Origin of the sequence: Pseudonocardia hydrocarbonoxydans, from assembly GCF_006539565.1 — a bacterium.
GTDB lineage: Bacteria > Actinomycetota > Actinomycetes > Mycobacteriales > Pseudonocardiaceae > Pseudonocardia > Pseudonocardia hydrocarbonoxydans.
This window is the reverse complement of sequence record NZ_BJNG01000043.1, coordinates 32,066-52,491: the sequence shown is the minus strand read 5'-3', so window position 1 is coordinate 52,491 and position 20,426 is coordinate 32,066. Positions and strand designations below refer to the sequence as shown.

The window sequence follows — 20,426 nt, the reverse complement described above, 5'->3', positions numbered from 1 at the left end:
CCGAACGCCGCACCGGACAGACCTGGCGCACCATCGCCCGCGAGCTGGGCCGGCTACACGCGATCACGCTGTCCGGACCGGCCGGCCACCGCTCACCAGCAGGATCCGGCCGAGCGGGTATGACACCGCACGTTTGCAAGGCAGGGGTTAGGGGTTCGATTCCCCTCGTCTCCACCAGTTCCGACCAGCGATGTCCTGATCGATCCGGGGCAGCCGGTCCGTCACCGCGCCCGGAGTCAGACACCGAGTCCCCGGGCCCACACCGCGTCCAGTCCGCGGGTCGACAGCAGGACCTTCATGCCGAGGATGGATCGGGCGTCCGCTCCCACCAGGGTGCGCGGACGCATCCGGCGCCGGGTCAGCTGCCGCTCGACCGCCGCGGCGACCCGCTCCGGCGGCTTGGCGTTCCGGCGGAGCTTCGGGATCAGCCTGCGCTCGCCGGCGAAGTGCGGTGCGTAGAGCGTCCGGTGCCCGAGATCGAGACCGGCCTCCAGATCGTCGATGAGCTGGTCCATCCGGTGCCAGGGATCGGTGTCGATCACCCCCGGCTCGACGAGGCCGACCTGCACACCGAAGGGCCGCAGCTCGACCCGCAGGCAGTCGGCGACCGCCTCGGTCGCGTACTTCGAGGCGTTGTAGATGCCGGTGAACGGGAACGACACCCGGCCGTTGATCGAGGAGATGAACACCACCCGGCCCCGCGCGGTACGTAGCCGGGGCAGCATGGCGCGGGTGAGCGCCAGCGGCCCGACCAGGTTCACGTCGAACTGCTCGTGCATGTCGGCCCGGGACAGCGTCTCGATCGGGCCGGCAACCGCGACGGCGGCGTTGTGGACCAGCGCGTCGAGCCGGGCGGGGAGCACGGCGTCGAGTGCATCCAGATGCTCGGGGACGGTGAGGTCCAACTTGACCGGCGTGATCAGGTCGGACTCGGCGGCCAGGTCCTTGGCGGCGACGTCGGTGCGGACGCCGCCGTACACCCGCCACCCCGAGCGGGCGAGGCGGACGGCGATGGCGCGGCCGATGCCACGGCCGGATCCGGTGACGAGGACGGTGTGAGTGCTCATGGCCGGACCTCCTCGGCCCGGCGGTTGAGGCCGACGACGCCGGTGGCGACCAGCCAGACACCGGCGAGGCCGGCGACGGGGAAGAGCGGGTCGAACGTGTCGACGAAGGCGATCGTGGCGGTGGCCAGTGCGAACGCGAGACCGCCGACCAGGCCGAGTGGGAGCACGATCCGGTTGCCGAGCGAGCGGGTGACGCCACCGGCGACGGCCAGCGTCGCGATCATCAGGCCCCAGGCGGGGTTGACGACGGTCTCGACCCCCATGAACGCGGCGATCAGCGGCGTCGTGCCGCCGTGCGCGACGTCGGCGGCCCGGGTGGCGGCGAAGAGGTGGACCACGGCGCCGAGCGTGGCGACGACGGCGACCACCGCGCTGATCTGCAGCAGCCTGCCGAGGCGGACACCGATCTCCGGGTCGCCCCGGAGCGCGAGCAGCCCGGCCGCGACGCAGGCGAAGCCGAGCAGCGCCACGAGGTGGGCGGGATACCAGGCGGGATCGACGAGCATCGAGTGCAGCTGCTCGGTCCGGTCGCCCGCGTCGCCGCCCTCGGGGTGCAGCGGGCCCCCGGCGAAGAAGGCGGCGCCGCCGACGGTCAGGAGCACGAACCCGGCGCGGCGTCGACCTGTGGAGGGAGTGGCGGTGCGGGGCTGGTGAGAAGTGGTCATACGCCCACGTTCCGCCGGTCCCGCGCCCGGCACATGCGGGCGGGCCCGGGACCGTTCCGAGGGTCAACCCTGGTGAACCGGTGCCCGGGCCGTGTCACCATCTCCGCATGAGCCCGGCTCTCGCCGCCGACCGGGCGGGGTACGGCGATGCGCCCCCGCTCGCGCGGGAGGCCGTGGTCGGCGGCCTTGGCCTGCTGGTGCTGGGACTGGTCGCCTACGGCGCGACGCTGGACTTCCACCTCGGAAACCTGCACAACGCGCTGCTCGCGCTCACCTTCGCCGGGGTCGGGCTCTACGTGCTCCGCGCCCGGCCCGCGCACCGTGTGGGGCAGCTGTTCGTCGCGCTCGGGGTGGCGTCCGCGCTCATGTACCTCGGTCGCCAGGCCGGACTGCACAGCCCCGTGCTTCCCGGGGGGTCGTGGCTGGCCTGGGTGTCGATCTGGCTGGTACCGCTGGTGATGGCGGCCGCCGGTGTCACCGTCATGGTGTTCCCCACCGGGCGGCACCTGTCGCGGCGGTGGCGCGCCACGTCGTACGCGATGACCGCGCTGGCGGTCCTCGTCGCGGTGGCGTCGGCCCTGTGGCCGATCGAGGACGACTGGCGCCGCGGCGACCTCCGATTCCCGTTCGACCTCGGTGGTGCGGACACCGCCCGGACCGTCGTCGGGCCGCTGATGCTGGCCTGCTACCTGGGGTTCCAGGTCCTGTGGGCTGCGGCGGTCGCCACCCGGGTGCGCCGGGCCGGTGGCGACGAGGCCCGCCAGCTGCGCTGGTTCGGGCTCGCCGTGACCACGTCGTTGCTGGTCCTGCTGACCGGCGAGATCGTCTGGGGCACGCCGCTGCCCGGGCTGCTCACCCTTCCGCTGGTGCCCCTCGCGGCGGGGGTGGCGATCGTCCGGTACCGGCTCTACGACATCGATCCGGTGATCAACAAGGCCCTGGTCGGCGGGGCGATGGTGCTGCTGGTCTCCGGTGGCTACTTCGGCGTGGTGGTCGGGGTGGGGGCGCTGATCCCGGTGTCGGACCGGGTGCTGGCCCTCGCCGCCGCTGCGGCGGTGGCGGTCGTGTTCGAACCCGTGCGACGGCGCGCGCAGGCCCTGGCCGACCGGCTCGTCTACGGCACGCGGGTCACGCCGTACGAGACGTTGTCCCGGCTCTCCGCGCAGTTGGCCCGCAACGACGAGGGGCTGTTGGAGGGCCTCGCCGCCACGATCGCCGGGGGCGTCGGCGCCTCCCGGGTGGTGGTCTGGCTCGGCGACGCGGCGCAGATGCGGAGCGTCGCCGCGTGGCCGACCCTCCCCCCGGCGGGTCCGCGCCCGCTCGCCGACCTCGGGAGCCGCCGCGAGCTGGTGCGGCCCGTGTGGCACGACGGGGTCGTGCGGGGGGCGCTCGTGCTGACCAGGTCGCCGGGGCTGACACCGACCGAGGACCGGCTCCTCGGCGACCTGGTCGCGCAGGCCGGGCTGGTCATCGACCACCGGGCCCGCCTCGAACAGGTCGCGCGACAGGCGAGCGCGCTGCAGGCGGCGGCCCGCCGGATCGTCACGGCCGAGGACTCCGCCCGGCGGCAGATCGAGCGCAACCTCCACGACGGGGCCCAGCAGCGGCTGGTGTCGCTCGGCATGGAGCTCGGCGCGCTGGTCGAGCGGGCCGCCGCGACGGGTGAGCTCGACCTGGTGCGCAGCGCCGAGCACGCGCGACGACAGCTGCTCGACGCGACCGCCGAGCTGCGCGAGATGGCCCGGGGACTGCACCCGGCGGTGCTCACCCAGGACGGGCTCGAGGCCGCGCTGGCCACCCTCGCCGACCGCTCACCGGTCATCGTGCGGCTGCACGTCGCCCTCGGCCGGCGGCCCCCGGCCGAGGTCGGGGCCAGCGCCTACTTCCTGGTCAGCGAAGCACTGACGAACGCCGCCCGGCACGCGCGGGCGACGGTCGTCCACGTCGACGTGTCGGACGGCGGCGGCCGCCTCGCCGTCGAGGTGCGCGACGACGGTGCCGGGGGCGCGGTCCTGGAGCCCGGCGGTGGCCTGCAGGGGCTCGCCGACCGCCTGGCCGCGCTGGACGCGCGGCTGGAGGTGGTCAGCCCGCCCGGTGGTGGGACCACGGTCCGGACGGTGCTGACGTGCGGGTAGTCCTCGCCGACGACGCCGTGCTCCTGCGCGAGGGCCTGGCGCGGATCCTCACCGATGCCGGCTTCGAGGTGGTCGGGCAGGCCGGCGACGCACCGGCGCTCGTCGACCTCGTCCGGCGCGAACGTCCCGACGTCGCCGTGATCGACCTGCGGATGCCCCCGGGTTTCGCCGGGGAGGGCATCGACGCCGCCGTCGAGATCCGGACGTTCGCCCCGGCGGTCGGGCTGATGCTGCTCTCCCAGCACGTGGAGGTCCACCATGCGCTCCGGCTGATGAGCGACTTCGACGGCGGCGTCGGGTACCTCCTCAAGGACCGGGTCTTCGATCTCACCGCGTTCACCGCCGACGTCCGGCGCGTCGCGGCCGGCCATGTCGTCCTCGACTCCGAGTTGGTCGCCCGGCTGGTCGCCCGGCGCCGCCGGGACGATCCGTTCGACCGGCTCAGCGCACGCGAACGCCAGGTGCTCGCCCTCATGGCGCAGGGCCTCACCAATGCGGGGCTCTGCGCGGACCTGCATCTCAGCGCCAAGACCGTGGAGGGGCACGTGCGCAGCATCTTCACCAAGCTCGACCTCGACGCCGACGAACGCTCCCACCGGCGCGTGCTCGCGGTGCTGCGGTTCCTGCGTGCCTGAGCCGATCCGATGACGTGTTCCAGTGGCAGCACCGACTACGTGGTCGAGCTCCGGGCCGCGACGCCGGCCGACGCCCGTGCCGTCGCCACGCTCATCGTGCGGTCATGGCGCGTCGCGTACCGAGGACAGCTTCCCGACGACGTCCTCGCCGACCTGTCGGTCACCGACCGCGAGCGGCTCTGGTCGGAGATGCTGAGCGCGCGCCGACCCGGCACGCACACCGTCGTGGCGACGGCCGGAACCGGGGTCGTCGGCGTCGCCGCGACCGGGCCGCCCCTGGTTCCGGCCGACCGCCGGGATCCCACCGTCGGCGACCTCTATGCGCTCTACCTCGACTCCCACCTCTGGGGCCGCGGTATCGGCACTCGGCTGCACGCCGCCGCCCTCGACGATCTCCGGTTCGACGGCTTCACCCGCGCCGGCCTGTGGGTCCTCGCGACCAACGAGCGCGCCCTGCGCTTCTACGACCGCCACGGCTGGACCGACACCGGACGCACCCAGGTCGACCGCGGACCGGGCGGCGTCGACCTGCACGAGCGACGGCTCCGTCGCAGTCTGACGGACCCGGGCGAGAGGTGAGAGACGACGATCCACGGTGCAGTCCGCGATCGGGTGCGGTCAGCGGGCGACGCCGCGCCGGCCGTAGGTGCCGGAGACGATGGCGACACCGACGACGGCGAGCACGAGCTGCACGACGAGCTCGATCCAGTCGATCCCGTTGGTGGCGGTCGGCAGGCCGAGGGCGCGGGCCAGGAAGGTCCCGAGAAGTGCGGCGACGATCCCCACGACGATGGTCAGCCAGATCGGGATGTTCTGCTTACCGGGAAGGATGAGTCGCGCCAGGACGCCGATGATCGCGCCGATGATGATTGCACTGATGATGCCGGTGACGGTCATGTCGTCCGTTTCCTCCACGCGATGGTCGTCTGCGGGGTGCAGAACATGCAGAGTGTGGGGGTTCATTCGGTCGACCGCACGATGAGGTACCGGTGTGTGCGGCGAATCGTGATGTGGATGCGCTCCCGGGTGGATCTGTTTCCGTTGCTCCGCTGGTCGGAGAAGGTGGACGGGTGCTCACCACCGACGCGTCCCGGATACTCGGCGGCGCTCGCACGGAACCGTCCGAATGCCGATCGGCATGGTCCGAACAGACGAACTCGCCCGAGGAAATCCCCGGATATGACAAGAAGTAGTACTCGCTGTGCTGTATGTGATCACTCCGGAGCGTGCACCTGCGAGCGACGGGGTGCCGAGTCGCCGTCGTTACCGGAATGTGGCGTGACGAGGGCGCGAACGGGGAATGCGGTGCGGGTGACGACGAATTGTCCGCGGGCGGACGGTCTCCTGGGCGGGCGCTACGTACTCCATGAGGTCCTCGGGATCGGGTCCTCTGCGGTGGTCCACCGCGCCGAGGACGTACGCACCGGGCAGGCGGTCGCGGTCAAGCTGTTCTCGAGCGCGGGGTCGCCTGCGGATCTGCGCAGGCGTCGCCGCGAGATCGACGCCCTGACGCGGCTGGAGCATCCGGGTCTGGTCCGCCTGCTCGACGGTGACCCCACCGGTCCGCGTCCGTTCGTCGTCACCGAGCTGGTCGAGGGGCCGACGTTGGCGCAGGCCCTGGCCGTAGGGCCGTGGGACGCCGGTCGGGTCCGGCGGCTGGGGGCGATGCTCGCGGCCGCTCTCGCGGTGGTGCACGCGGGCGGGTTCGTGCACCGGGACGTCAAACCCGCCAACGTGCTGCTCGACGGCGCGGGCCGGCCCCGGCTGGCCGACTTCGGCATCGCCTGGACGCAGGACGGTGCGACGGCGACGACGGCGGGGGCGGTGGTCGGCACCGCGGCGTACATGTCGCCCGAACAGGTCGGTGGTCGGGAGGTGGGCCCGGCTACGGATGTCTACGCGCTGGGGCTGGTGCTGATCGAGGCGTCGACCGGTCGACGGGAGTACCCCGGCTCGGCGGTGGAGTCGGCCGTGGCCCGCCTGAGCCGGCCGCCGCGGGTGCCGGGCGGACTCCCGGCGACGCTGAGCGCGGCCGTCGAGGCGATGACCCGGACCGATCCGGCTCGGCGCCCGGGGGCGGCCGAGGTGGCGAGGATGCTGTCGGACACCGCGATCTCGACGGTCCGGCGGGCCGCACCGGCCACCGGCGCCGGGTCCTCCCGCTCGCGACGTGCCCTGCTCGTCGCCGCGACGTCCGTTCTCGGGCCGTTGCTGGTCCTCGGCGCGGTCGGGCCGGCCGGAACCGCCTGGGTGCCGATCCCTCCGTCCGCCGGGCCGGCGGCCCCCGCCCGACAAGCGGCGTCTCCGCCCGGGTCCGCGGCGACCACGTCCGGGGCCGGCCGGCAGGACGTGGCCGCGCTGGTCGCCGTCCCCTCACCCGCCGAGCAGGCCGGTGTCACCGTGGCCCCGGACCCTCCCCACACCGTCGGCGCTGCGGCCCGGCCCGTCGACGAGCCCTCGGTCGCCGGGCCTGTCGTCCGCTCGGTCGGCGACGGTGACGCCCCTCGTACCGGTCCCGACGAGGACGACCGGGTGGCCGACCGGCGCGACGATGAGGTGGCGGCCCGGCCCGAGAACGGAGGTGGTCCCGACAGGGGCCGAGGGAGGGGCCAGGGACCGCCCGAGCATGCCCGGAACTAGGTGTCGCGTCCGGCCCGGCGGCGGGACGGTCGGGGCCGCCGACGGCCGATGCTGCGACGAGCCGTCGGCGCTCAGTCCGCGACCGGCTCGAGGACGCGGCGGCCCTGCACCGCCGTCGTGACGGTCAGTGCCACCACCAGCAGCATGCTCGCGAGCATGGCCGGTGCGGTGACGGTCGCGACCGCGGCGTGCGGACCGTGGTGGAAGAGATCGGTGGTGTCGAGGTTCGCGAAGCCGTCCGAGGCGTAGCGGCCAACCGCGATGGCGAGTTCGACGGCGTGCCCGGCGGTGCCGAGGGGCAGGACGACCGCGAGCACACCGGCCAGCGTGCGGGTGGCGCGCGTGGCGGCGGCGCGCCGGTGCCGCCAGGTCAGGAGGACGGCGGGGACGAGCAGACCGAGGGCGATCAGGTGGTGCGCGATGTGGAGCAGGCTCGTGTTCCCGAAGGACGGGAACACGAACAGGGACACGAACGGCAGCCAGACCAGCGCGGACAACACGAGCAGGCGACGCACCACGGGACACTCCTCCGGGACGGTGACAGTGCGTCGGAGCGTAGGAATCCGCTGCTCAGGGCCGCATCGGCGAAAACGCCTAACCCGTCGCGCGCGGGGTGCCGGCGCCGGCCCGGAACGCCAGTACGGCGTGCACCCGACGGTTGTCCCGCGGCGAGTCCGGGAGATCGAGCTTGGCGAACACCGAACGCAGGTGGGCGTCGACGGTGCGCTGGGACAGCACCAGGCGGGCGGCGATCCCGGCGTTGGACAGCCCCTCGGCGAGAAGCGCGAGGATCTCCTTCTCGCGTCCGGTCAGCGCCCCCAGGTGGACGCCCGCCGCCGGGTCCGGCACGGGTGCGATCTCCGGCACCACTGCGCCGTCGGAGCGCTGGTCGGTGCCGGGCAGCCGGACGGTCAACGCCCGCGATGCGCACACGGCGGTGACGGCCACCGCCAGGTACATCCCTCCGTACACGACGGCGGCGGCGCCGTCCCCGCCGGAGGGGCCCACCGCTCCGCAGAGCATGACGAGTGCCGCTCCGGCCAGCGACGACGCTCCGACGGTGACCAACCGGCGCAGCGCCTCGGCCTCGGCATGCCGGGCGGCGAGCAGGGCAGCGAGCGGACCGAGCAGGACGGTGGCCAGGAACGCGGCGTTCAGCGCTGTCCCGATGACGACGCCCGGTGGCCAGACCAGCGGTGCCCGCGTGGCGAGCGGGGCGAAGTCGTCGAAGAAGGCCGCGAACGACAGGACGGCCGCCACGAGCAGCCCGAGGACGACGGCGAGCGGGCGGCGGGTGGACCCTCGACCCAGGTAGCGCACGGCGAGCAGCGGCAACAGCGAGAAGGCGGCGAGGACGGGGAGGTGTGCCGTCCCGGCGAGGACGGCTGAGCCCCAGGCGACTGGCGTGTGCGGAACGGCTGCGGAGGCGAGCGTCGCGAGCGCCGCCCAGCCCGGGACCGCGAGCGAGGCCGTCGCGAGCCCGGCCACCGCCCGCCGCCAGGTGATCCAACCCGGGTCGAGGGTGAGGTAGGTGCGCACGAGCACGGCGGCGGCGGAGAGCGCGGCAACGAGCACCGCGTAGGACGCACCCCCGAGCGGCGCCGGGGTCTGCCGGGCGGTGACAACCGCGGCCGTCACCAGCAGCGCGAGACCACCGACGAACCACGCGAAGGGGAGCCGGGAACGGTGGACCGCCACGGTGGGAGCCTACGGCGGGCCCCGTGGTGCGGGCGTCGTCCGAACCGGGGAGGATCGCGGGGTACGCACTCGTCGGTGTCGACGACGGCGGGCCACCGCCGCGGAGGACGGGCCGCACCCGGCGGCGGTCTACAGCCGGCGCAGCGACCGCACCAGCCAGGCGCCCCCGACCAGCCCGCACACCGCAGCCGGGGCGAACGCGCCCACTGCCGCGAGCATCACCCCGATCACGAGCACGGCCGTCGCCAGCGCGGACTGCGCGAGGTCGGCTGGCGTCACGCCCTCATCGTGCCCCGTCGCAGCTGGTCGGGGCGACGACTACCGGACCCCGGACGACTCCGCCCTGGTCGAGTCCAGCCGCAGGACCAGATCGGCGTGCAGGCCGTCGATGTCCATCGCACTGCGCAGCCGGGGCAGGGCGTGGTCGGCGATGCGCCCGCGCAGGTCGGCGAGCTCGACGTCGGTGCCGGCGGTGATCTCCAGGTGCAGATCGGGACGGTGCCGGGGTCCGGTCAGCGCGGCGCGTGCCGACAGGACGCCCGGGTAGGTCTCGATGTCGGCGGCGAACGCGTCGGCGACGTCGTCGGAGTCGATGGTGGTGGTGCCCCGGTCCGTGTCCTGGATCCGCGCGGCGGGCAGCCGCCACGTGTCGGTCCGCGGACGGCGACGGATCTGGGCGACGGCCCAGCGCAGGGCGAGCAGCCCGACGACGAGCGCGACGGCGACGGCCGCGTAGGTCGCCCACGGCGGCGGCGCGATCCCGGCCGGGAGCAGGGGTACGGCCGGGTCGATCGCGGGGAGCAGGGTGCGCAGCAGTCCCGTCCCGGCGGCGGCCCCGAGGGCGCCCGCGAGCAGCAGGAGCACCCCGACGGCGGCGAGCAGGGTCCGGTTGAGCCGGGCGGGGCGGTTCGTCGACGCCATCAGGTCTTCCTCGGTCGGGCGACGCTGACGGTGATCCGCGGGGTGGAGGCGGGGCCGATCTCGGCCAGGCGCTCACCGAGCCGCTCGCGTACCCGGTCCCTGAGCTGCGCGGGATCGCCGAACGCGGGCCGCACGTCGGCGCGGACCCGGTTGCGGCGGGACCGGACCGTCGTGGAACGGACGCCGTCGATCCCCTCGGCGGCGTCGGAGAGCGCCCGGTCGAGGCTGCGCCGGGTGATGCCGGTGTCGATCCCCGAACCGCCGTCGCCCAGCGGCAGGACGGTGGGGGAGCCGGGCGTGAGCGCGAGCAGCAGCAGCCACAGGCCGACGAGCGCGACGACGACCGACACCGCGACGACCCCGGGGTCGCCGAGGGTGGCCTGCGCGCCGACCGCGGCGAGGTCGGCGAACGGCACGACGGGCGGCTGCCCCGTCAGCACCTGGACGCACGAGACGACGACGAGCACCGCGGCGGTGAGCAGGAGCAGCGCGACGACGGTGGCCGGCACGATCCGGCGGGGACGGCGGATCACGTCAGCTCCCGGCGGCGCGGCGCGGTCTGCGGCCGGGTGAGCGCGGTGACTTTGATGTCGACGCGTTCCACGCGCAGGCCGGTCAGCTCGCCCACGCGGTCGATGACGTGCGCGCGGGCGCGGTCCGCGGTGGGGGCGACCGGCGCGGGGTAGGCGACCGACGCGGCCACGTCCAGGACGACGGAGGCCCCGGACACGGTGGCGGTGACGTCCGGCCGGCCGTCGGGCTCGTCGGATCCCAGTGCCACACCGAGCACCCGGCGGGCCGCCCCGCCGAGGTCGGGGACCTCGCCGAGCGCGGCCGTGGCGATCTTCTCCACGACCCCGTCCGCGATGTCGAGGTCCCCGCGCAGCTCCGGTTCGCGCTGCAGGCGGTGCCGCCCGGCCGGGACGTACGGCGCGGCGGGCGGTGCCGGTCTGACGGTCATCAGGGCCGCCGTTCCGAGCCGCGGCCGGTCAGGCCGGAGCGCTCCGAGAACTCGGAGAGGTCGAGCTGCCCGTCGAGGTAGCGCCCGACCAGTAGTCCGATCGCTCCGAGCAGCAGCACGACGACGAACGCCGAGAAGCCGCCGAACGCGCCGGCGACGCCGAGCACGAGCCCGACGATCAGGCCGAGCCGGCCGTTGTCGATCACGGGAACCATGGGGGTCACTCCTTGTGCGGGGGTGGTGCGGCGACGGGGGGGAACGGGTCGAGGTAGTCCTCGACGGTGACGTCGACGACGAGACCGGCGGATCCCGGCAGGACCGCGGTGACGGCGTTGCGGACCTGCGTGCCGATGTCCTCGACGGACGCGGGGTACCGGCCCACGACGTGGACCGCGACGTGCCGGGCCTCGTGCCGGATCCCGACGACGCGCCGGCCGGGGAGGTAGGCCGCGACCTCCCCGAACCGGCCGCCGTGCAGAGCGGCCACCGAGGGACAGCTCAGCACGGCGGTGGCGATCCGGTCGACGTCGGTCTCCGGGGACGTCGGCGGGAGGGGCGGGGTCGTCACGCCACGCGCGGGGGCTCGGCGGGGCGGTCGTCGTCGGCGTCCTCGGACGGCAGGTGCACGTCGTTGACCGACACGTTGACCTCGACGACCTCGAGCCCTGTCATCCGCTCCAGGGCGGAGATGACGTTGCGGCGGATGGCCGTGGCCAGGTCGGCGATCGCGACGCCGTACTCGACGACGACGTCGATGTCGACCGCGGCCTGCTTCTCGCCGACCTCGACCGACACGCCCTGCGAGGCGTTGGTGGCCGCGCCCGGGATGCGCTCGCGCAGGGCGCCGAACGCGCGGGCCGCTCCGCCGCCGAGGGCGTGGACGCCGCCGACCTCGCGGGCGGCGAGCCCGGCGATCTTCGAGACGACCGCCTCGGCGATCTTCGTGGTGCCCTGGCCGCCGGCGAGCGGGTGGGCGTCGCCGGACGGCGACCGGGTGGTGGCGGGCTGGGTGGTCGGGCTGCTCATGTGCACTCCTGGGTCAGCGGTGGGACGGTGGATCGGGCGGGTCGGTGACCTGCCATCGGTTCGACACCGCCGGCGCCCGATCATCACGGGGGGTGAGAGTGACTGTGGTCACGACACGATCGTGACCGTGCCGGCCCGGGTGTCGCTCGAGGGTGGGCGCACGATCGGGGAACCGGTAGTTGCTGTGGCAATGAGCACACGGGTCGAACCGTGGGGCGTGGACCACCCGTTTGAGCTGCCGAAACAGGGTCGATCTAACGTCGCCGACCAGGATTGACGCGGATCGCGTCGGGGAACTGGGGTGGTGGCCGTGAGGAAGCGGCCTGGCGCGTGTCCAACGGTCGTCTGGGATCGACTCCGCATCGGACGTCGCTCAGGGTGACCAACAGAGGAGAACCGCATGTGGGTGTTCGTGAGCCGTCGACTGCGTGTGTGGGCGCTCTTCGCGATCGGGGCGCCGGTCCTGGGCGCACTGCTCGGGGCGGTGGGTGACCGGCTGGAGCGTCGTCACGGACCCGGGACCGCGAGCCGGGCGCTGAAGTACGGGCGCGACTGGCTGCGCCGCCGCTCCCGCGGGCCGCTGGCGCGCCGGGGCCGTACCGCCGACGAGGGCACCGGGACGCCGGTCCGGTAGGTGCGGCGTCGGGAACCGCAGGCGACACATGCACACGGGCGCGCCCCGCGCGTCCCGGCCGTCGAGGAGGAGCGGAGGGTGGCGGTGCAGCACGACGATCTCGACGCCGCCGCCGACGACTGGCTGATCGGCAAGGCCCAGGCCGGCGACGTCGACGCCTACGAGGTCCTCGTCCGGCGACACCGCAACCGCATCTACCGCATCGCGCTGCGGATGCTGGCCAACCCGCACGACGCCGAGGACGTGGCCCAGGACGTCGTCATCCAGCTCTGGACCGCGCTGGCCGGTTTCACCGGCGAGGGGGCGTTCACGACCTGGCTCTACCGGATCGTCGTGAACCGCTGCCTCAACCTGGTCCGGCGACGCCCCCCGGTCCGTCCGATACTCGACTCCGACCACCCCCCGACGGTCGGCGCCGACGACGAGGTCGTCGCCCGGCAGCGCAGCGAGGCCACGCTGCGGGCCATCGGGTCGATGCAGCCGGATCTGCGGGCCGTGTTCGTGCTCCAGCAGATCGAAGGTCTGAGCTACCAGGAGGTGGCCACGATCCTCGACGTCCCCGAAGCCACCGTCCGCGGACGCCTCTACCGTGCCCGCCGGCACCTCCTCGACACCCTGCGGAGCTGGTCATGACCATCCCGCGCAGCGACGGGCGCCTGGCCTGCGGGCGGGACGTCCAGGGGATCCTGGACCAGGTCGCCGAGGGCCGGGCCGCGGAACGCGACGCCCACCAGTCGGGGTGCCTGCACTGCTGGGCGGCCCTGGCCGAGTACGACCGGTTGTGGTCACCGGTGCGCGAGCTCGCCGCCGAGCGGGTCGAGGCGCCCGCCAGCGTCCTCGAGGTCGCGCTCGAGAAGATCCGGCAGGTCGTCGAGCACGCCGATTACGGCCTCCTCGGCTCGGCGGAGGGACTCACCCGCATCTCCGTCCGGGTCGTCGTGGCGATCGCGCGCCGCAGTGCCCAGGAGGTGCCGGGAGTGCGGGTGGCCCTGTCCCGGTACCGGCCCGGCCCGGGCGCCGAGGGGGGGACCGCCGCGGCGTCCCCCCGGGCCGCGGCCGGGGTCACCGGGGGCACCACGACGGTGGAGGTCACCCTCGCGGCCGACTACGGGACCGACCTCGTCGACCTCGGTGACCGGGTCCGACGCGCGGTGGCAGCGCGCGTCCGCGAGCTGACGGGCATGGAGCCCGCCTCGGTGAGCGTCGTCGTCGACGACGTCCTCGGCGAGCGCTAACCACGTCCGGCGGGCGGCGGACGCCCGCGGGGGATGAGCGAGGACCGGCGCGGTACGCCGCGGCTGCACGACCCCCACGGGTTCGACCTCGCCTGGCTGCGCGCGACCCCCGGGGAGGGGGTGCTCACCCACCGCCACCCCGGCACCCAGGTGCTCACGGCCAAGGCCGGGCGCTGGGCGGTGCGGATCAACACCGGGGCCGACGAACGGACCGTCGAGCTGGGCCCGCTCGACACGCTGTCGGTCCCGGCGGGTGCGTGGCGCTCGTTCACGCTGCTCGACGCCGCGCCGGGACGCGCCGCCGACGCCGGCCTCGGCGAGCTGCTGGTCGTCAACGGCGGCGACGGGCGCACCGTGCTGGAGTGGGCCCCCGAGGTCGTCGCGGCGGCCCGGGACGCCGGCCGGGTGCTCGACGCGAACGGGTACGTCGCCCCGGCCGAGGTGCTGGTCACCGCCACGGACGACGACTGACGTGGCCGCGCCGCCGGCCGGCGGGTTCGCCCCCGTCGATCTCGACGACCCGGTCGCGCACGGCGCCGCGCACGCCGTGCGGATCGCGGCCCACCTCGAGGCCTGGCTCGGGGCGCTCGCCGCCCAGGGCGTCGCGGACCCGCCCGCGCACGTCCGCGGGTTGCTCGACGCCACCGGGTTCCGGTCGGCGGTGCAGGAGCTGACCCCGGACCTCGCCGAGGAGGTCCGGGGAGTCGCGGCCGGGGCCGGCCTCGACCCGGACCTGCTGCTCGGCCTGCAGCTGATCGACGAGGAGCCCGCGGCCCGGTCGGTCGCCCTCGCCAAGTGCACCGGTCTCGGGCTCGCGCTCCCGGGCGGCCCGACCTGGATCGGGCAGAACATGGACCTGGGCGCGCACACCCGGGGTCACCAGGTGCTGCTGCGGGTCGCCCCCCGCCGCGACGCCCCGGCCGCGCTGGTGTTCAGCGTCGCCGGGGTCGTCGCGCTGATGGGCGTGAACGCCGCGGCGGTCGGGGTGTGCGTCAACGCCGTGCCCCAGCTCCCCGCCGCCCGCGACGGCCTCCCGGTCGCGTTCGTGATCCGCAGGCTGCTGCAGGCACGCTCCCTCGACGAGGCGGTGCGGCTGGTCCACGACCTGCCGCACGCGACCAGCCAGCACTACCTGCTCGCCGGACCGGGGGAGGTGCGGTCGCTGGAGGCGCGGCCCGACGGCGTCGCCGAGTACCGGCCCGAGGACCCGGCGCGGGTGCTGCACACCAACCACCCGCTCGGCCCGGTGACCGGGACCCCCGGGCCGCCCGCCGCGCACCGCGACTCGCAGGCCCGCCTCGCCGCCGTCCGGGCACGGCTCGGGTCGGGCACACCGACGCTGGCCGACCTGCAGGACGCGCTGCGGTCCGCCGACGACCCCGCGCACCCGGTCTGCCGGGTCCGCGGCGCGGGCCCGCAGGACTACACCACCGGATCGATGGTCTCGGCGCTGCGGCCGGGCACGCCGGTGGAGTCCTGGGTCAGCCCGGGCCCGCCGAGCGAGGTCCCCTACGCGCACACGGTGCTGCCGGCGACCGGCTGAGCGCCGTCAGCAGTGCCCGACCGGTCGGGTCAGTGCGCCGGGTCGCCGGTCAGGTGCGGCAGCGCGACCAGGGCGAGGACCTGCTGGGCGACGCTGCCGGCGGGCGCGACGAGTGTGAGGTCCGGGTTGGCGTGCAGCACGGCCACACCGGCGCTGGCCAGGTGGGTGACCGCGGTCAGGTCGACGGTGAGCGCGCGGGTGCCGCCGCGGGAGCCCTGGCGCAGCGCGCGGTGCAGCTCGGACGCGCCGGCCGCGTCGACCGGGCCGGTGACGACCAGCCGGTCGCCGTCCCCGGCCAGGCCGAACTCCGGCGCGTCCCGTGGCGTCGGGGCCGCGCCGAAGTCGTGGGTGGTGAGCAGCCGGGCGGGGCGGAACAGCCGGTGCGTGAGGCCGACGGTGGTCCCGTCGGCACCCCGGTCGATGTGGACGGCGTCGACGAGGTCGCGGGTCATGCCCAGGCCGATGCCACGTCGGGTCCCGCCGGGGTCGGGGCGCCACCGGCCGCGGTCGGCGACCACGACACCGAGCGCGCCGTCGGGATGCAGCCGGGCGCGGACCGACACCTCGCGGGGGGTGTCGGAGTAGGCGTGCTCGACGGCGTTGGTGACCACCTCGCCGACCGCGTGCTGCACGACGAAGGCATCGTCGACGGCCGCGCCGAGGTCCTGCAGCCAGGTTCCGAGGGCGCTGCGCACGTCCCGGATGGCCGTCACCTCGCCGGCCGTGACCATCTCGAGCGGGGGGACGGGCTCGATGCGCTGCGCGGCCAGCAGGGTGATGTCGTCGGTGTGCCCGGTGGCACGGACCATCAGCTCCAGTGTCTGGGTGGTCCACCGCTCGACCGGCGCACCGTCGGTGCCCAGCGCGTGACCGGCCCCGACGGCCGTGACGACCTGCGCCAGCTCGACGGTGCTCTCCGCCGGGGTGCGGCCCGGCCGCTCCAGGATGCCGTCGGTGTAGAGCAGCAGGCCGTCGCCGACGTCGAGGGTGGCGGTCGCGGTCGGGAACCCGGCCCCGGTGCCGAGCGGGCCCGCGCCGGTCGGCGGCAGGTAGCGCGCCTCCCCGGCAGCGGGCACGACCAGCGGCGGCGGGTGCCCGGCGGTGCAGTACTCCAGCGCACCGCCGCGCGGGTCGAGGACCGCGGCGCCGACCGTCGCCGCCCGGGCGCCGCGGATGCGTTCCGTGGACCGGTCCAGCGCGGCCATCGCCCCGGTCAGGTCCGTCCCGTCCGCGAGCCGCTCGGCCAGGACGGCCCGCAGCTGGCCCATCACCGCCGAGGCCGTCACGCCGTGCCCGACCACGTCGCCCACCACCAGTGCGACCCGCCCGTCGGGCAGCGGCTGGGCGTCGAACCAGTCCCCGCCCGCGGCGGTGTCGACGTCGGCGAGCAGGTAGGACGCCGCGACCTGCACCCCGGGCAGCACCGGCACCCCCGAGGGCAGCAGCTCGCGCTGGAGCTCGCCGACCAGGTCGCGGGCCCGTTCGTAGCGGCGTTGCGCCTCCGCGGTCGCGGCCTGGGCCTGCGCGGTGGCGGTCTGCGCCGCCTGTCGCCGGTGCACCTGTTCGGTGACGTCCACGCCGTAGGCGTTGACCCCCGCGATGCGGCCGTCGCCGTCGTAGAACGCGGACAGGACGAAGTCGATGAACCTGGCCTGCAGCTCGCCGGTGCCGGTGCGGTCGAGCAGCACCCGCCACTCCCGCGCCACCTGCGACGTGCCGGTGGTGTAGACCCGGTCCACCAGCGCGATGATCTGCTGGCCGTCGAGTTCCGGCAGGAGCTCGCGCAGCGTGGAGCCGATGGGCTCGGGACGGCCGAGGAGGGTGCGGTACGCCGCGTTCGCCGTGACCACCCGGTGCTGCGGACCTTCGTACGCGACGAGCATCGCCGGGAAGGTGTCCCACCGCCGTCGCATGGCGTCGGCGTCACCCACCCGTCGACGTACCGCGTCCTCGTCGTCACGCACGCGTCCGGCCCCTCCCGTGTCGAGGCGCCCGGTATACCGCGGCCGGCCGCACGTCCTCAACCCGCGCTACCGCGCCGCCACGGACGACGGCTCGGTCGCGGGGCTCGTCACCGGGGCGGTTACGTGATCCGGTCGGTCAACCTGGACGCCCCGGGCCCGGCCAGCTCCGCGGAGACTCCGCGACGCCCCGCCATGGCCATGAGCAGCGACTCGGCCGGGCCTTCGACCACCGGGCCGTTGCCCGCGGACCAGTCGAGATCGGTGGCGGTGAGGGTGAGCCCGCGGATCCGTTTCCCCGCCCCGATGGTGGGGGCGGTGCGGGCGAAGTCCAGGACCGTCCGCATCCGCTCGGCCGGGATGGTCCGGGGCAGGCCGAGGGGGCGGCGGATGTCCTGGTGGTGGATGACGCCGTCGGTCAGGGCGATCCTGCCGCCGAACCCGGCGGTCAGGCCGCGGGGCTGCTGGTGGTGGCGCACCAGCGCGAGCAGTTGCTCCGGGGTGTGGTCGGCGTGGGCGGCGACACCGGCGGCGTTGACCCGGTCCGGCAGTACCCCGCCCCTGAGGAACCGGCCGACGAGCCCGATCGGGCCCAGTCCCTCGTAGCTGAACATGTGCGCGACGACGTCGCGGACGCGCCACCCGGCGCACAGCGACGGTGCGTCCCACTGGTCGGGGCTGAGGGTGGCGAGGAGGTCGGCGAGGTCGGCCCGTTCGTCGCGGGCCAGGCCCATCGCGTCCACGGTCGCGGTCACGATCGCGCGGCGACGGTGGTGGCGGGCCGGTCGAGCAACCCGGTGGACACCCGGCACGCCCCCTCGACCGGGACGGTGGCGGTACCTGAGGTCGGGGGGATCGACGCGGTCGTGGTCATGGGCCCTCCTGTGCCGGGACACCGCGGGGCGGCTGATCGAGAGGCTCGCACGTCACGGGGCGGATCACGGGTGCACGGCCTCGACGCCCCCGGCGCGGCCGAGATCGTAGCCGCCGAGGGCGAGGATGGAGTCCCGGACGGTCGGGTCGTGCAGGGCGGCGACGAGCGGCTGCACCGCGCCGAGGGCCGCACGTCCGAGGGCGATGTCGTGGGACTCCCAGGTGAGCGGGACGAACTCCAGACGGAGCTCGGTGATGCCGACGCGCAGCCCCAGACCGACGTCGGCGATGCCGGCGGCGACGGCCAGGGCGATCTCCAGGTGCGAGTGCAGCTCCGGACCGGCCACGTCGTGCGGGGCGACGTCGGACGCGACGAGCAGCTGGTCGAGCAGCACGCGTGTGCCGGCTCCGACCTCGCGGCGCGCCACGACACGGCCGGCCAGATCACCCGGACCGGTGATGCCGAGCGGGTTGCCGGCGGGGACGAGCAGACCCTGCTCCCGCCGCCACAGGTGCAGCAGGTGGGGCCCCGGTCGTGGAGCAGGGCGCGCGCGAAGGGCGCGTTGTCGGTGCCGTCGCGGTGCCGCAGGTGGATCGCGGCGCCGTCGGCCGCGCCGCGGGCCAGCGCGCGCAGGCCCTGGAAGCTGCCGCGGGTGCCGACCGGGACGACGGCCGGGCCGACGTGGTCGAGCAGGATCCGCAGGGCGGGATCGTCGCTGCCGGCGAGCCGGAACACGCGGTCGGCCTCCAGCAGCCGGGCGGCCGCGACCGCGCCGTCGGTGGCCACCCGCGCGCGGCGGCGGTCGGCGAGGGTGATCACCGCGCCGTCGGCGAGATAGCGGTAGGCACGCACGACCGTCGACGCCGTCGTCGCGTGCTCACGGGCGTACGCGCGCACCGCAGGCAGCTCGGCGCCCGGAGGCAGGTCGCCGGAACGGACGCGCCGGGCGATCTGGGCGCCGATCTCGACGTAACGGGTCACGGGAGTGGACCCTAGGACCCCCGGCCACCCCGACCCGCCGATGCGGTCCGCTCCGGTCGGTGTGAACCGGTCAGTGTGCGCCGGTCAGTGTCAGCACAGAGCGGCTCGTTGATCATTCTACGCGGCATCCACCAGCAGAAACAGTCTGCGATTGCCGCGGCCGGTGGGGTTGTGTCGTCGGCATGACCGGCGAGAACGCGACACCCCGGCACCGGCGACCGTGGCTCACGCCCGGCGTCGGGGGGATCGGCACGGCGAGCTTCCTGGCCGACGTGGGGCACGAGGTGCCGACGTCGCTGATGGCGAGCTTCGTGACGGCCACCCTCGGCGCCCCGGCGGCCGCGCTCGGGCTGATCGAGGGCATCTCGGAGGGCCTGGCCGGCGCCGGGAGGTTCGTCGGCGGCGCGCTCGCGGACGACCCCGGGCGCCGCCGCGCGGTCGCGGTGGGCGGCTACACCGCGACCGCGGTCCTGTCCGGGCTGATCGGCACCACCACGTCGGTGGTGCAGGCCGGGGTGCTGCGCGGTGCCGCGTGGGCCGCGCGCGGACTCCGGGTGCCGGCGCGCAACGCGCTGCTCGCCGACGTGGTGCCCCCGCACGCCTACGGCCGCGCCTACGGGTTCGAGCGCACGATGGACAACCTCGGGGCGATCGGGGGCCCGCTGCTCGCGCTCGGGCTGGTGTCGCTGTTCAGCGTGCGGACCGCGATGCTGCTCTCCATCATCCCCGGCCTGCTGGCGGCGGTCGCGATCGTCTACGCCATCCGGCAGGCCGGGCTCCCGAAGGTCACCGTGCGACGCACGCTGCGGTTCCGGGTGCGGCCGGTGCTGCGCGGGCAGCTCGGGCGGGTGATGGCCGGGTTCGCCGCGTTCGAGGTCGGCAACGTCGCGGCGACCCTGTTGATCCTGCGCGCGACCGACGTCCTCACCCCGGGGCGCGGGATCGACGCGGCCACCCGGATCGCGATCGCGCTGTACGTGGTCTACAACGTCGCGGCGACCATCGCGTCCTTCCCGGCGGGTGGGTTCTCCGACCGCATGGGTCGACGCGGCCCGCTGCTGGTCACCGCGGCGGGCGTCGCGACCTTCCTGACCGCCTACCTGCTGTTCGCGGTGGCCGGGCCGGCGATTGCGCTGCTCGGTGTCGCGTTCGCACTGGCCGGGATCGGGATCGGGTGCGTCGAGACCGCCGAGCACGCCGCGGTGGCCGCCTTCGCCCCCGAGGAGATCCGCGGGTCGGCGTTCGGGCTGCTCGCCACCGTCCAGGCGTTCGGGAACGTCGCGGCCAGCGTCGTCGCCGGCCTGCTCTACACCGTCGCGTCCCCGACGGTCGCGTTCGGCTACCTCGCGGTGTGGATGCTCGCCGCGCTCGTCCTGCTCGCCCGGGCGGCCCGGCGGACCCGGGCCGGGAGCTGATCCCCGCCCGTGCCGGCCGGCCGCGCCGCACCGGG

The 20,426-nt window shown here is 75.0% G+C and carries 26 protein-coding genes and 1 pseudogene; 10 read left to right on the top strand and 17 right to left on the bottom strand.

The window, feature by feature from the left end:
• Positions 1-236 precede the first annotated feature (236 nt).
• Positions 237-1,067 carry an SDR family oxidoreductase gene (locus tag PHY01_RS23090; RefSeq protein ID WP_141281825.1) on the bottom strand — a complete coding sequence of 277 codons (831 nt, stop codon included), beginning with the start codon at positions 1,065-1,067 and terminating at the stop codon, positions 237-239.
• Positions 1,064-1,732: a hypothetical protein gene (locus tag PHY01_RS23085; RefSeq protein ID WP_141281823.1), complete on the bottom strand. Its 669-nt coding sequence runs from the start codon at positions 1,730-1,732 to the stop codon at positions 1,064-1,066. The genes PHY01_RS23090 and PHY01_RS23085 overlap by 4 nt, the downstream gene beginning before the upstream one ends.
• Positions 1,733-1,839: 107 nt before the next feature.
• On the opposite strand from PHY01_RS23085, the gene PHY01_RS23080 reads away from it, so the two are divergent.
• The 3 genes from PHY01_RS23080 to PHY01_RS23070 are packed head-to-tail and all read left to right on the top strand — an operon-like array spanning position 1,840 to position 5,081.
• Positions 1,840-3,867 (top strand): sensor histidine kinase, encoded by a 2,028-nt coding sequence (locus PHY01_RS23080; RefSeq protein WP_141281821.1) that lies wholly within the window; start codon positions 1,840-1,842, stop codon positions 3,865-3,867.
• Positions 3,858-4,502, top strand: coding sequence for a response regulator transcription factor (locus tag PHY01_RS23075; RefSeq protein ID WP_141281820.1), 645 nt, complete (start codon positions 3,858-3,860; stop codon positions 4,500-4,502). Before PHY01_RS23080 ends, PHY01_RS23075 begins: the two co-directional genes overlap by 10 nt.
• A 9-nt stretch (positions 4,503-4,511) precedes the next feature.
• A complete protein-coding gene (locus PHY01_RS23070; RefSeq protein WP_141281818.1) occupies positions 4,512-5,081 on the top strand; it encodes a GNAT family N-acetyltransferase in 570 nt (189 codons plus the stop codon).
• A gap of 39 nt (positions 5,082-5,120) precedes the next feature.
• On the opposite strand, the gene PHY01_RS23065 is transcribed toward PHY01_RS23070, so the two are convergent.
• Positions 5,121-5,399, bottom strand: a complete 279-nt coding sequence (locus PHY01_RS23065) for a GlsB/YeaQ/YmgE family stress response membrane protein (RefSeq protein WP_141281845.1) — start codon at positions 5,397-5,399, stop codon at positions 5,121-5,123.
• A 21-nt stretch (positions 5,400-5,420) separates the two neighbouring features.
• On the opposite strand from PHY01_RS23065, the gene PHY01_RS23060 reads away from it, so the two are divergent.
• The gene (locus PHY01_RS23060) at positions 5,421-7,142 is read left to right on the top strand and encodes a serine/threonine protein kinase (RefSeq protein WP_141281816.1); all 1,722 of its coding nucleotides are present in this window, start codon (positions 5,421-5,423) and stop codon (positions 7,140-7,142) included.
• Positions 7,143-7,213: 71 nt separating this feature from the next.
• Here the strand turns inward: PHY01_RS23060 and PHY01_RS23055 are convergent, their stop codons facing one another.
• The 9 genes from PHY01_RS23055 to PHY01_RS23020 all read right to left on the bottom strand — a co-directional run bounded on the left by PHY01_RS23055 (position 7,214) and on the right by PHY01_RS23020 (position 11,748).
• Positions 7,214-7,660, bottom strand: a complete 447-nt coding sequence (locus PHY01_RS23055; protein ID WP_141281814.1) for a hypothetical protein — start codon at positions 7,658-7,660, stop codon at positions 7,214-7,216.
• Positions 7,661-7,736: 76 nt separating this feature from the next.
• Positions 7,737-8,840: a helix-turn-helix transcriptional regulator gene (locus PHY01_RS27805; RefSeq protein WP_246086097.1), complete on the bottom strand. Its 1,104-nt coding sequence runs from the start codon at positions 8,838-8,840 to the stop codon at positions 7,737-7,739.
• 129 nt (positions 8,841-8,969) lie between these two features.
• The gene (locus PHY01_RS26710) at positions 8,970-9,119 is read right to left on the bottom strand and encodes a hypothetical protein (protein WP_170183943.1); all 150 of its coding nucleotides are present in this window, start codon (positions 9,117-9,119) and stop codon (positions 8,970-8,972) included.
• A gap of 39 nt (positions 9,120-9,158) precedes the next feature.
• On the bottom strand, positions 9,159-9,761 hold the full coding sequence (locus PHY01_RS23045; RefSeq protein ID WP_141281812.1) for an alkaline shock response membrane anchor protein AmaP: 603 nt from the start codon (positions 9,759-9,761) through the stop codon (positions 9,159-9,161).
• Positions 9,761-10,294 (bottom strand): DUF6286 domain-containing protein, encoded by a 534-nt coding sequence (locus PHY01_RS23040; protein ID WP_141281810.1) that lies wholly within the window; start codon positions 10,292-10,294, stop codon positions 9,761-9,763. Before PHY01_RS23040 ends, PHY01_RS23045 begins: the two co-directional genes overlap by 1 nt.
• Entirely contained in the window at positions 10,291-10,722 is a 432-nt protein-coding gene (locus PHY01_RS23035) for an Asp23/Gls24 family envelope stress response protein (RefSeq protein WP_141281808.1), read from the bottom strand. The genes PHY01_RS23040 and PHY01_RS23035 overlap by 4 nt, the downstream gene beginning before the upstream one ends.
• Positions 10,722-10,937 (bottom strand): DUF2273 domain-containing protein, encoded by a 216-nt coding sequence (locus PHY01_RS23030; protein ID WP_370467389.1) that lies wholly within the window; start codon positions 10,935-10,937, stop codon positions 10,722-10,724. Before PHY01_RS23030 ends, PHY01_RS23035 begins: the two co-directional genes overlap by 1 nt.
• 5 nt (positions 10,938-10,942) lie before the next feature.
• Positions 10,943-11,290, bottom strand: a complete 348-nt coding sequence (locus PHY01_RS23025; RefSeq protein ID WP_218030295.1) for a hypothetical protein — start codon at positions 11,288-11,290, stop codon at positions 10,943-10,945.
• On the bottom strand, positions 11,287-11,748 hold the full coding sequence (locus PHY01_RS23020) for an Asp23/Gls24 family envelope stress response protein (RefSeq protein WP_141281806.1): 462 nt from the start codon (positions 11,746-11,748) through the stop codon (positions 11,287-11,289). Before PHY01_RS23020 ends, PHY01_RS23025 begins: the two co-directional genes overlap by 4 nt.
• Positions 11,749-12,148: 400 nt before the next feature.
• On the opposite strand from PHY01_RS23020, the gene PHY01_RS23015 reads away from it, so the two are divergent.
• From PHY01_RS23015 to PHY01_RS22995, 5 genes are all read left to right on the top strand, one after another.
• Positions 12,149-12,382 carry a hypothetical protein gene (locus PHY01_RS23015; RefSeq protein ID WP_141281804.1) on the top strand — a complete coding sequence of 78 codons (234 nt, stop codon included), beginning with the start codon at positions 12,149-12,151 and terminating at the stop codon, positions 12,380-12,382.
• 78 nt (positions 12,383-12,460) lie between these two features.
• The gene (locus PHY01_RS23010) at positions 12,461-13,015 is read left to right on the top strand and encodes an RNA polymerase sigma factor (protein ID WP_141281802.1); all 555 of its coding nucleotides are present in this window, start codon (positions 12,461-12,463) and stop codon (positions 13,013-13,015) included.
• On the top strand, positions 13,012-13,617 hold the full coding sequence (locus PHY01_RS23005; RefSeq protein WP_141281800.1) for an Asp23/Gls24 family envelope stress response protein: 606 nt from the start codon (positions 13,012-13,014) through the stop codon (positions 13,615-13,617). The genes PHY01_RS23010 and PHY01_RS23005 overlap by 4 nt, the downstream gene beginning before the upstream one ends.
• A 33-nt stretch (positions 13,618-13,650) precedes the next feature.
• Positions 13,651-14,088, top strand: a complete 438-nt coding sequence (locus PHY01_RS23000; RefSeq protein WP_174824151.1) for a cupin domain-containing protein — start codon at positions 13,651-13,653, stop codon at positions 14,086-14,088.
• Position 14,089: 1 nt separating this feature from the next.
• Entirely contained in the window at positions 14,090-15,160 is a 1,071-nt protein-coding gene (locus PHY01_RS22995; protein WP_141281798.1) for a C45 family autoproteolytic acyltransferase/hydrolase, read from the top strand.
• A 29-nt stretch (positions 15,161-15,189) separates the two neighbouring features.
• On the opposite strand, the gene PHY01_RS22990 is transcribed toward PHY01_RS22995, so the two are convergent.
• The 5 genes and pseudogenes from PHY01_RS22990 to PHY01_RS28290 form a co-directional block, all read right to left on the bottom strand.
• Positions 15,190-17,124 carry a SpoIIE family protein phosphatase gene (locus PHY01_RS22990; RefSeq protein WP_246086096.1) on the bottom strand — a complete coding sequence of 645 codons (1,935 nt, stop codon included), beginning with the start codon at positions 17,122-17,124 and terminating at the stop codon, positions 15,190-15,192.
• A 119-nt stretch (positions 17,125-17,243) separates the two neighbouring features.
• Positions 17,244-17,876, bottom strand: a complete 633-nt coding sequence (locus tag PHY01_RS22985) for a maleylpyruvate isomerase family mycothiol-dependent enzyme (protein WP_246086095.1) — start codon at positions 17,874-17,876, stop codon at positions 17,244-17,246.
• Complete coding sequence (locus tag PHY01_RS28035; protein WP_281283698.1) at positions 17,873-17,995, bottom strand: hypothetical protein; 123 nt, start codon at positions 17,993-17,995, stop codon at positions 17,873-17,875. The genes PHY01_RS22985 and PHY01_RS28035 overlap by 4 nt, the downstream gene beginning before the upstream one ends.
• A 64-nt stretch (positions 17,996-18,059) precedes the next feature.
• On the bottom strand, positions 18,060-18,512 hold the full coding sequence (locus tag PHY01_RS27245) for a substrate-binding domain-containing protein (protein ID WP_507763226.1): 453 nt from the start codon (positions 18,510-18,512) through the stop codon (positions 18,060-18,062).
• A gap of 326 nt (positions 18,513-18,838) precedes the next feature.
• Positions 18,839-18,976, bottom strand: a pseudogene (locus tag PHY01_RS28290) (GntR family transcriptional regulator); the annotation flags it as partial.
• Positions 18,977-19,158: 182 nt separating this feature from the next.
• Between PHY01_RS28290 and PHY01_RS22975 the strand changes: the two are divergent.
• Complete coding sequence (locus tag PHY01_RS22975; RefSeq protein WP_141281796.1) at positions 19,159-20,391, top strand: MFS transporter; 1,233 nt, start codon at positions 19,159-19,161, stop codon at positions 20,389-20,391.
• Positions 20,392-20,426 lie beyond the last annotated feature (35 nt).

What these genes read in the sequence shown, in the direction of transcription:
- PHY01_RS23090 (WP_141281825.1), bottom strand. Translation starts at nt 1,067, where the DNA reads ATGAGCACTCACACCGTCCTCGTCACCGGATCCGGCCGTGGCATCGGC.
- PHY01_RS23085 (WP_141281823.1), bottom strand. Translation starts at nt 1,732, where the DNA reads ATGACCACTTCTCACCAGCCCCGCACCGCCACTCCCTCCACAGGTCGA.
- PHY01_RS23080 (WP_141281821.1), top strand. Translation starts at nt 1,840, where the DNA reads ATGAGCCCGGCTCTCGCCGCCGACCGGGCGGGGTACGGCGATGCGCCC.
- PHY01_RS23070 (WP_141281818.1), top strand. Translation starts at nt 4,512, where the DNA reads ATGACGTGTTCCAGTGGCAGCACCGACTACGTGGTCGAGCTCCGGGCC.
- PHY01_RS23065 (WP_141281845.1), bottom strand. Translation starts at nt 5,399, where the DNA reads ATGACCGTCACCGGCATCATCAGTGCAATCATCATCGGCGCGATCATC.
- PHY01_RS23060 (WP_141281816.1), top strand. Translation starts at nt 5,421, where the DNA reads ATGGTCGTCTGCGGGGTGCAGAACATGCAGAGTGTGGGGGTTCATTCG.
- PHY01_RS23045 (WP_141281812.1), bottom strand. Translation starts at nt 9,761, where the DNA reads ATGGCGTCGACGAACCGCCCCGCCCGGCTCAACCGGACCCTGCTCGCC.
- PHY01_RS23035 (WP_141281808.1), bottom strand. Translation starts at nt 10,722, where the DNA reads ATGACCGTCAGACCGGCACCGCCCGCCGCGCCGTACGTCCCGGCCGGG.
- PHY01_RS23030 (WP_370467389.1), bottom strand. Translation starts at nt 10,937, where the DNA reads ATGGTTCCCGTGATCGACAACGGCCGGCTCGGCCTGATCGTCGGGCTC.
- PHY01_RS23020 (WP_141281806.1), bottom strand. Translation starts at nt 11,748, where the DNA reads ATGAGCAGCCCGACCACCCAGCCCGCCACCACCCGGTCGCCGTCCGGC.
- PHY01_RS23015 (WP_141281804.1), top strand. Translation starts at nt 12,149, where the DNA reads ATGTGGGTGTTCGTGAGCCGTCGACTGCGTGTGTGGGCGCTCTTCGCG.
- PHY01_RS23005 (WP_141281800.1), top strand. Translation starts at nt 13,012, where the DNA reads ATGACCATCCCGCGCAGCGACGGGCGCCTGGCCTGCGGGCGGGACGTC.
- PHY01_RS23000 (WP_174824151.1), top strand. Translation starts at nt 13,651, where the DNA reads ATGAGCGAGGACCGGCGCGGTACGCCGCGGCTGCACGACCCCCACGGG.
- PHY01_RS28035 (WP_281283698.1), bottom strand. Translation starts at nt 17,995, where the DNA reads ATGACCACGACCGCGTCGATCCCCCCGACCTCAGGTACCGCCACCGTC.
- PHY01_RS22975 (WP_141281796.1), top strand. Translation starts at nt 19,159, where the DNA reads ATGACCGGCGAGAACGCGACACCCCGGCACCGGCGACCGTGGCTCACG.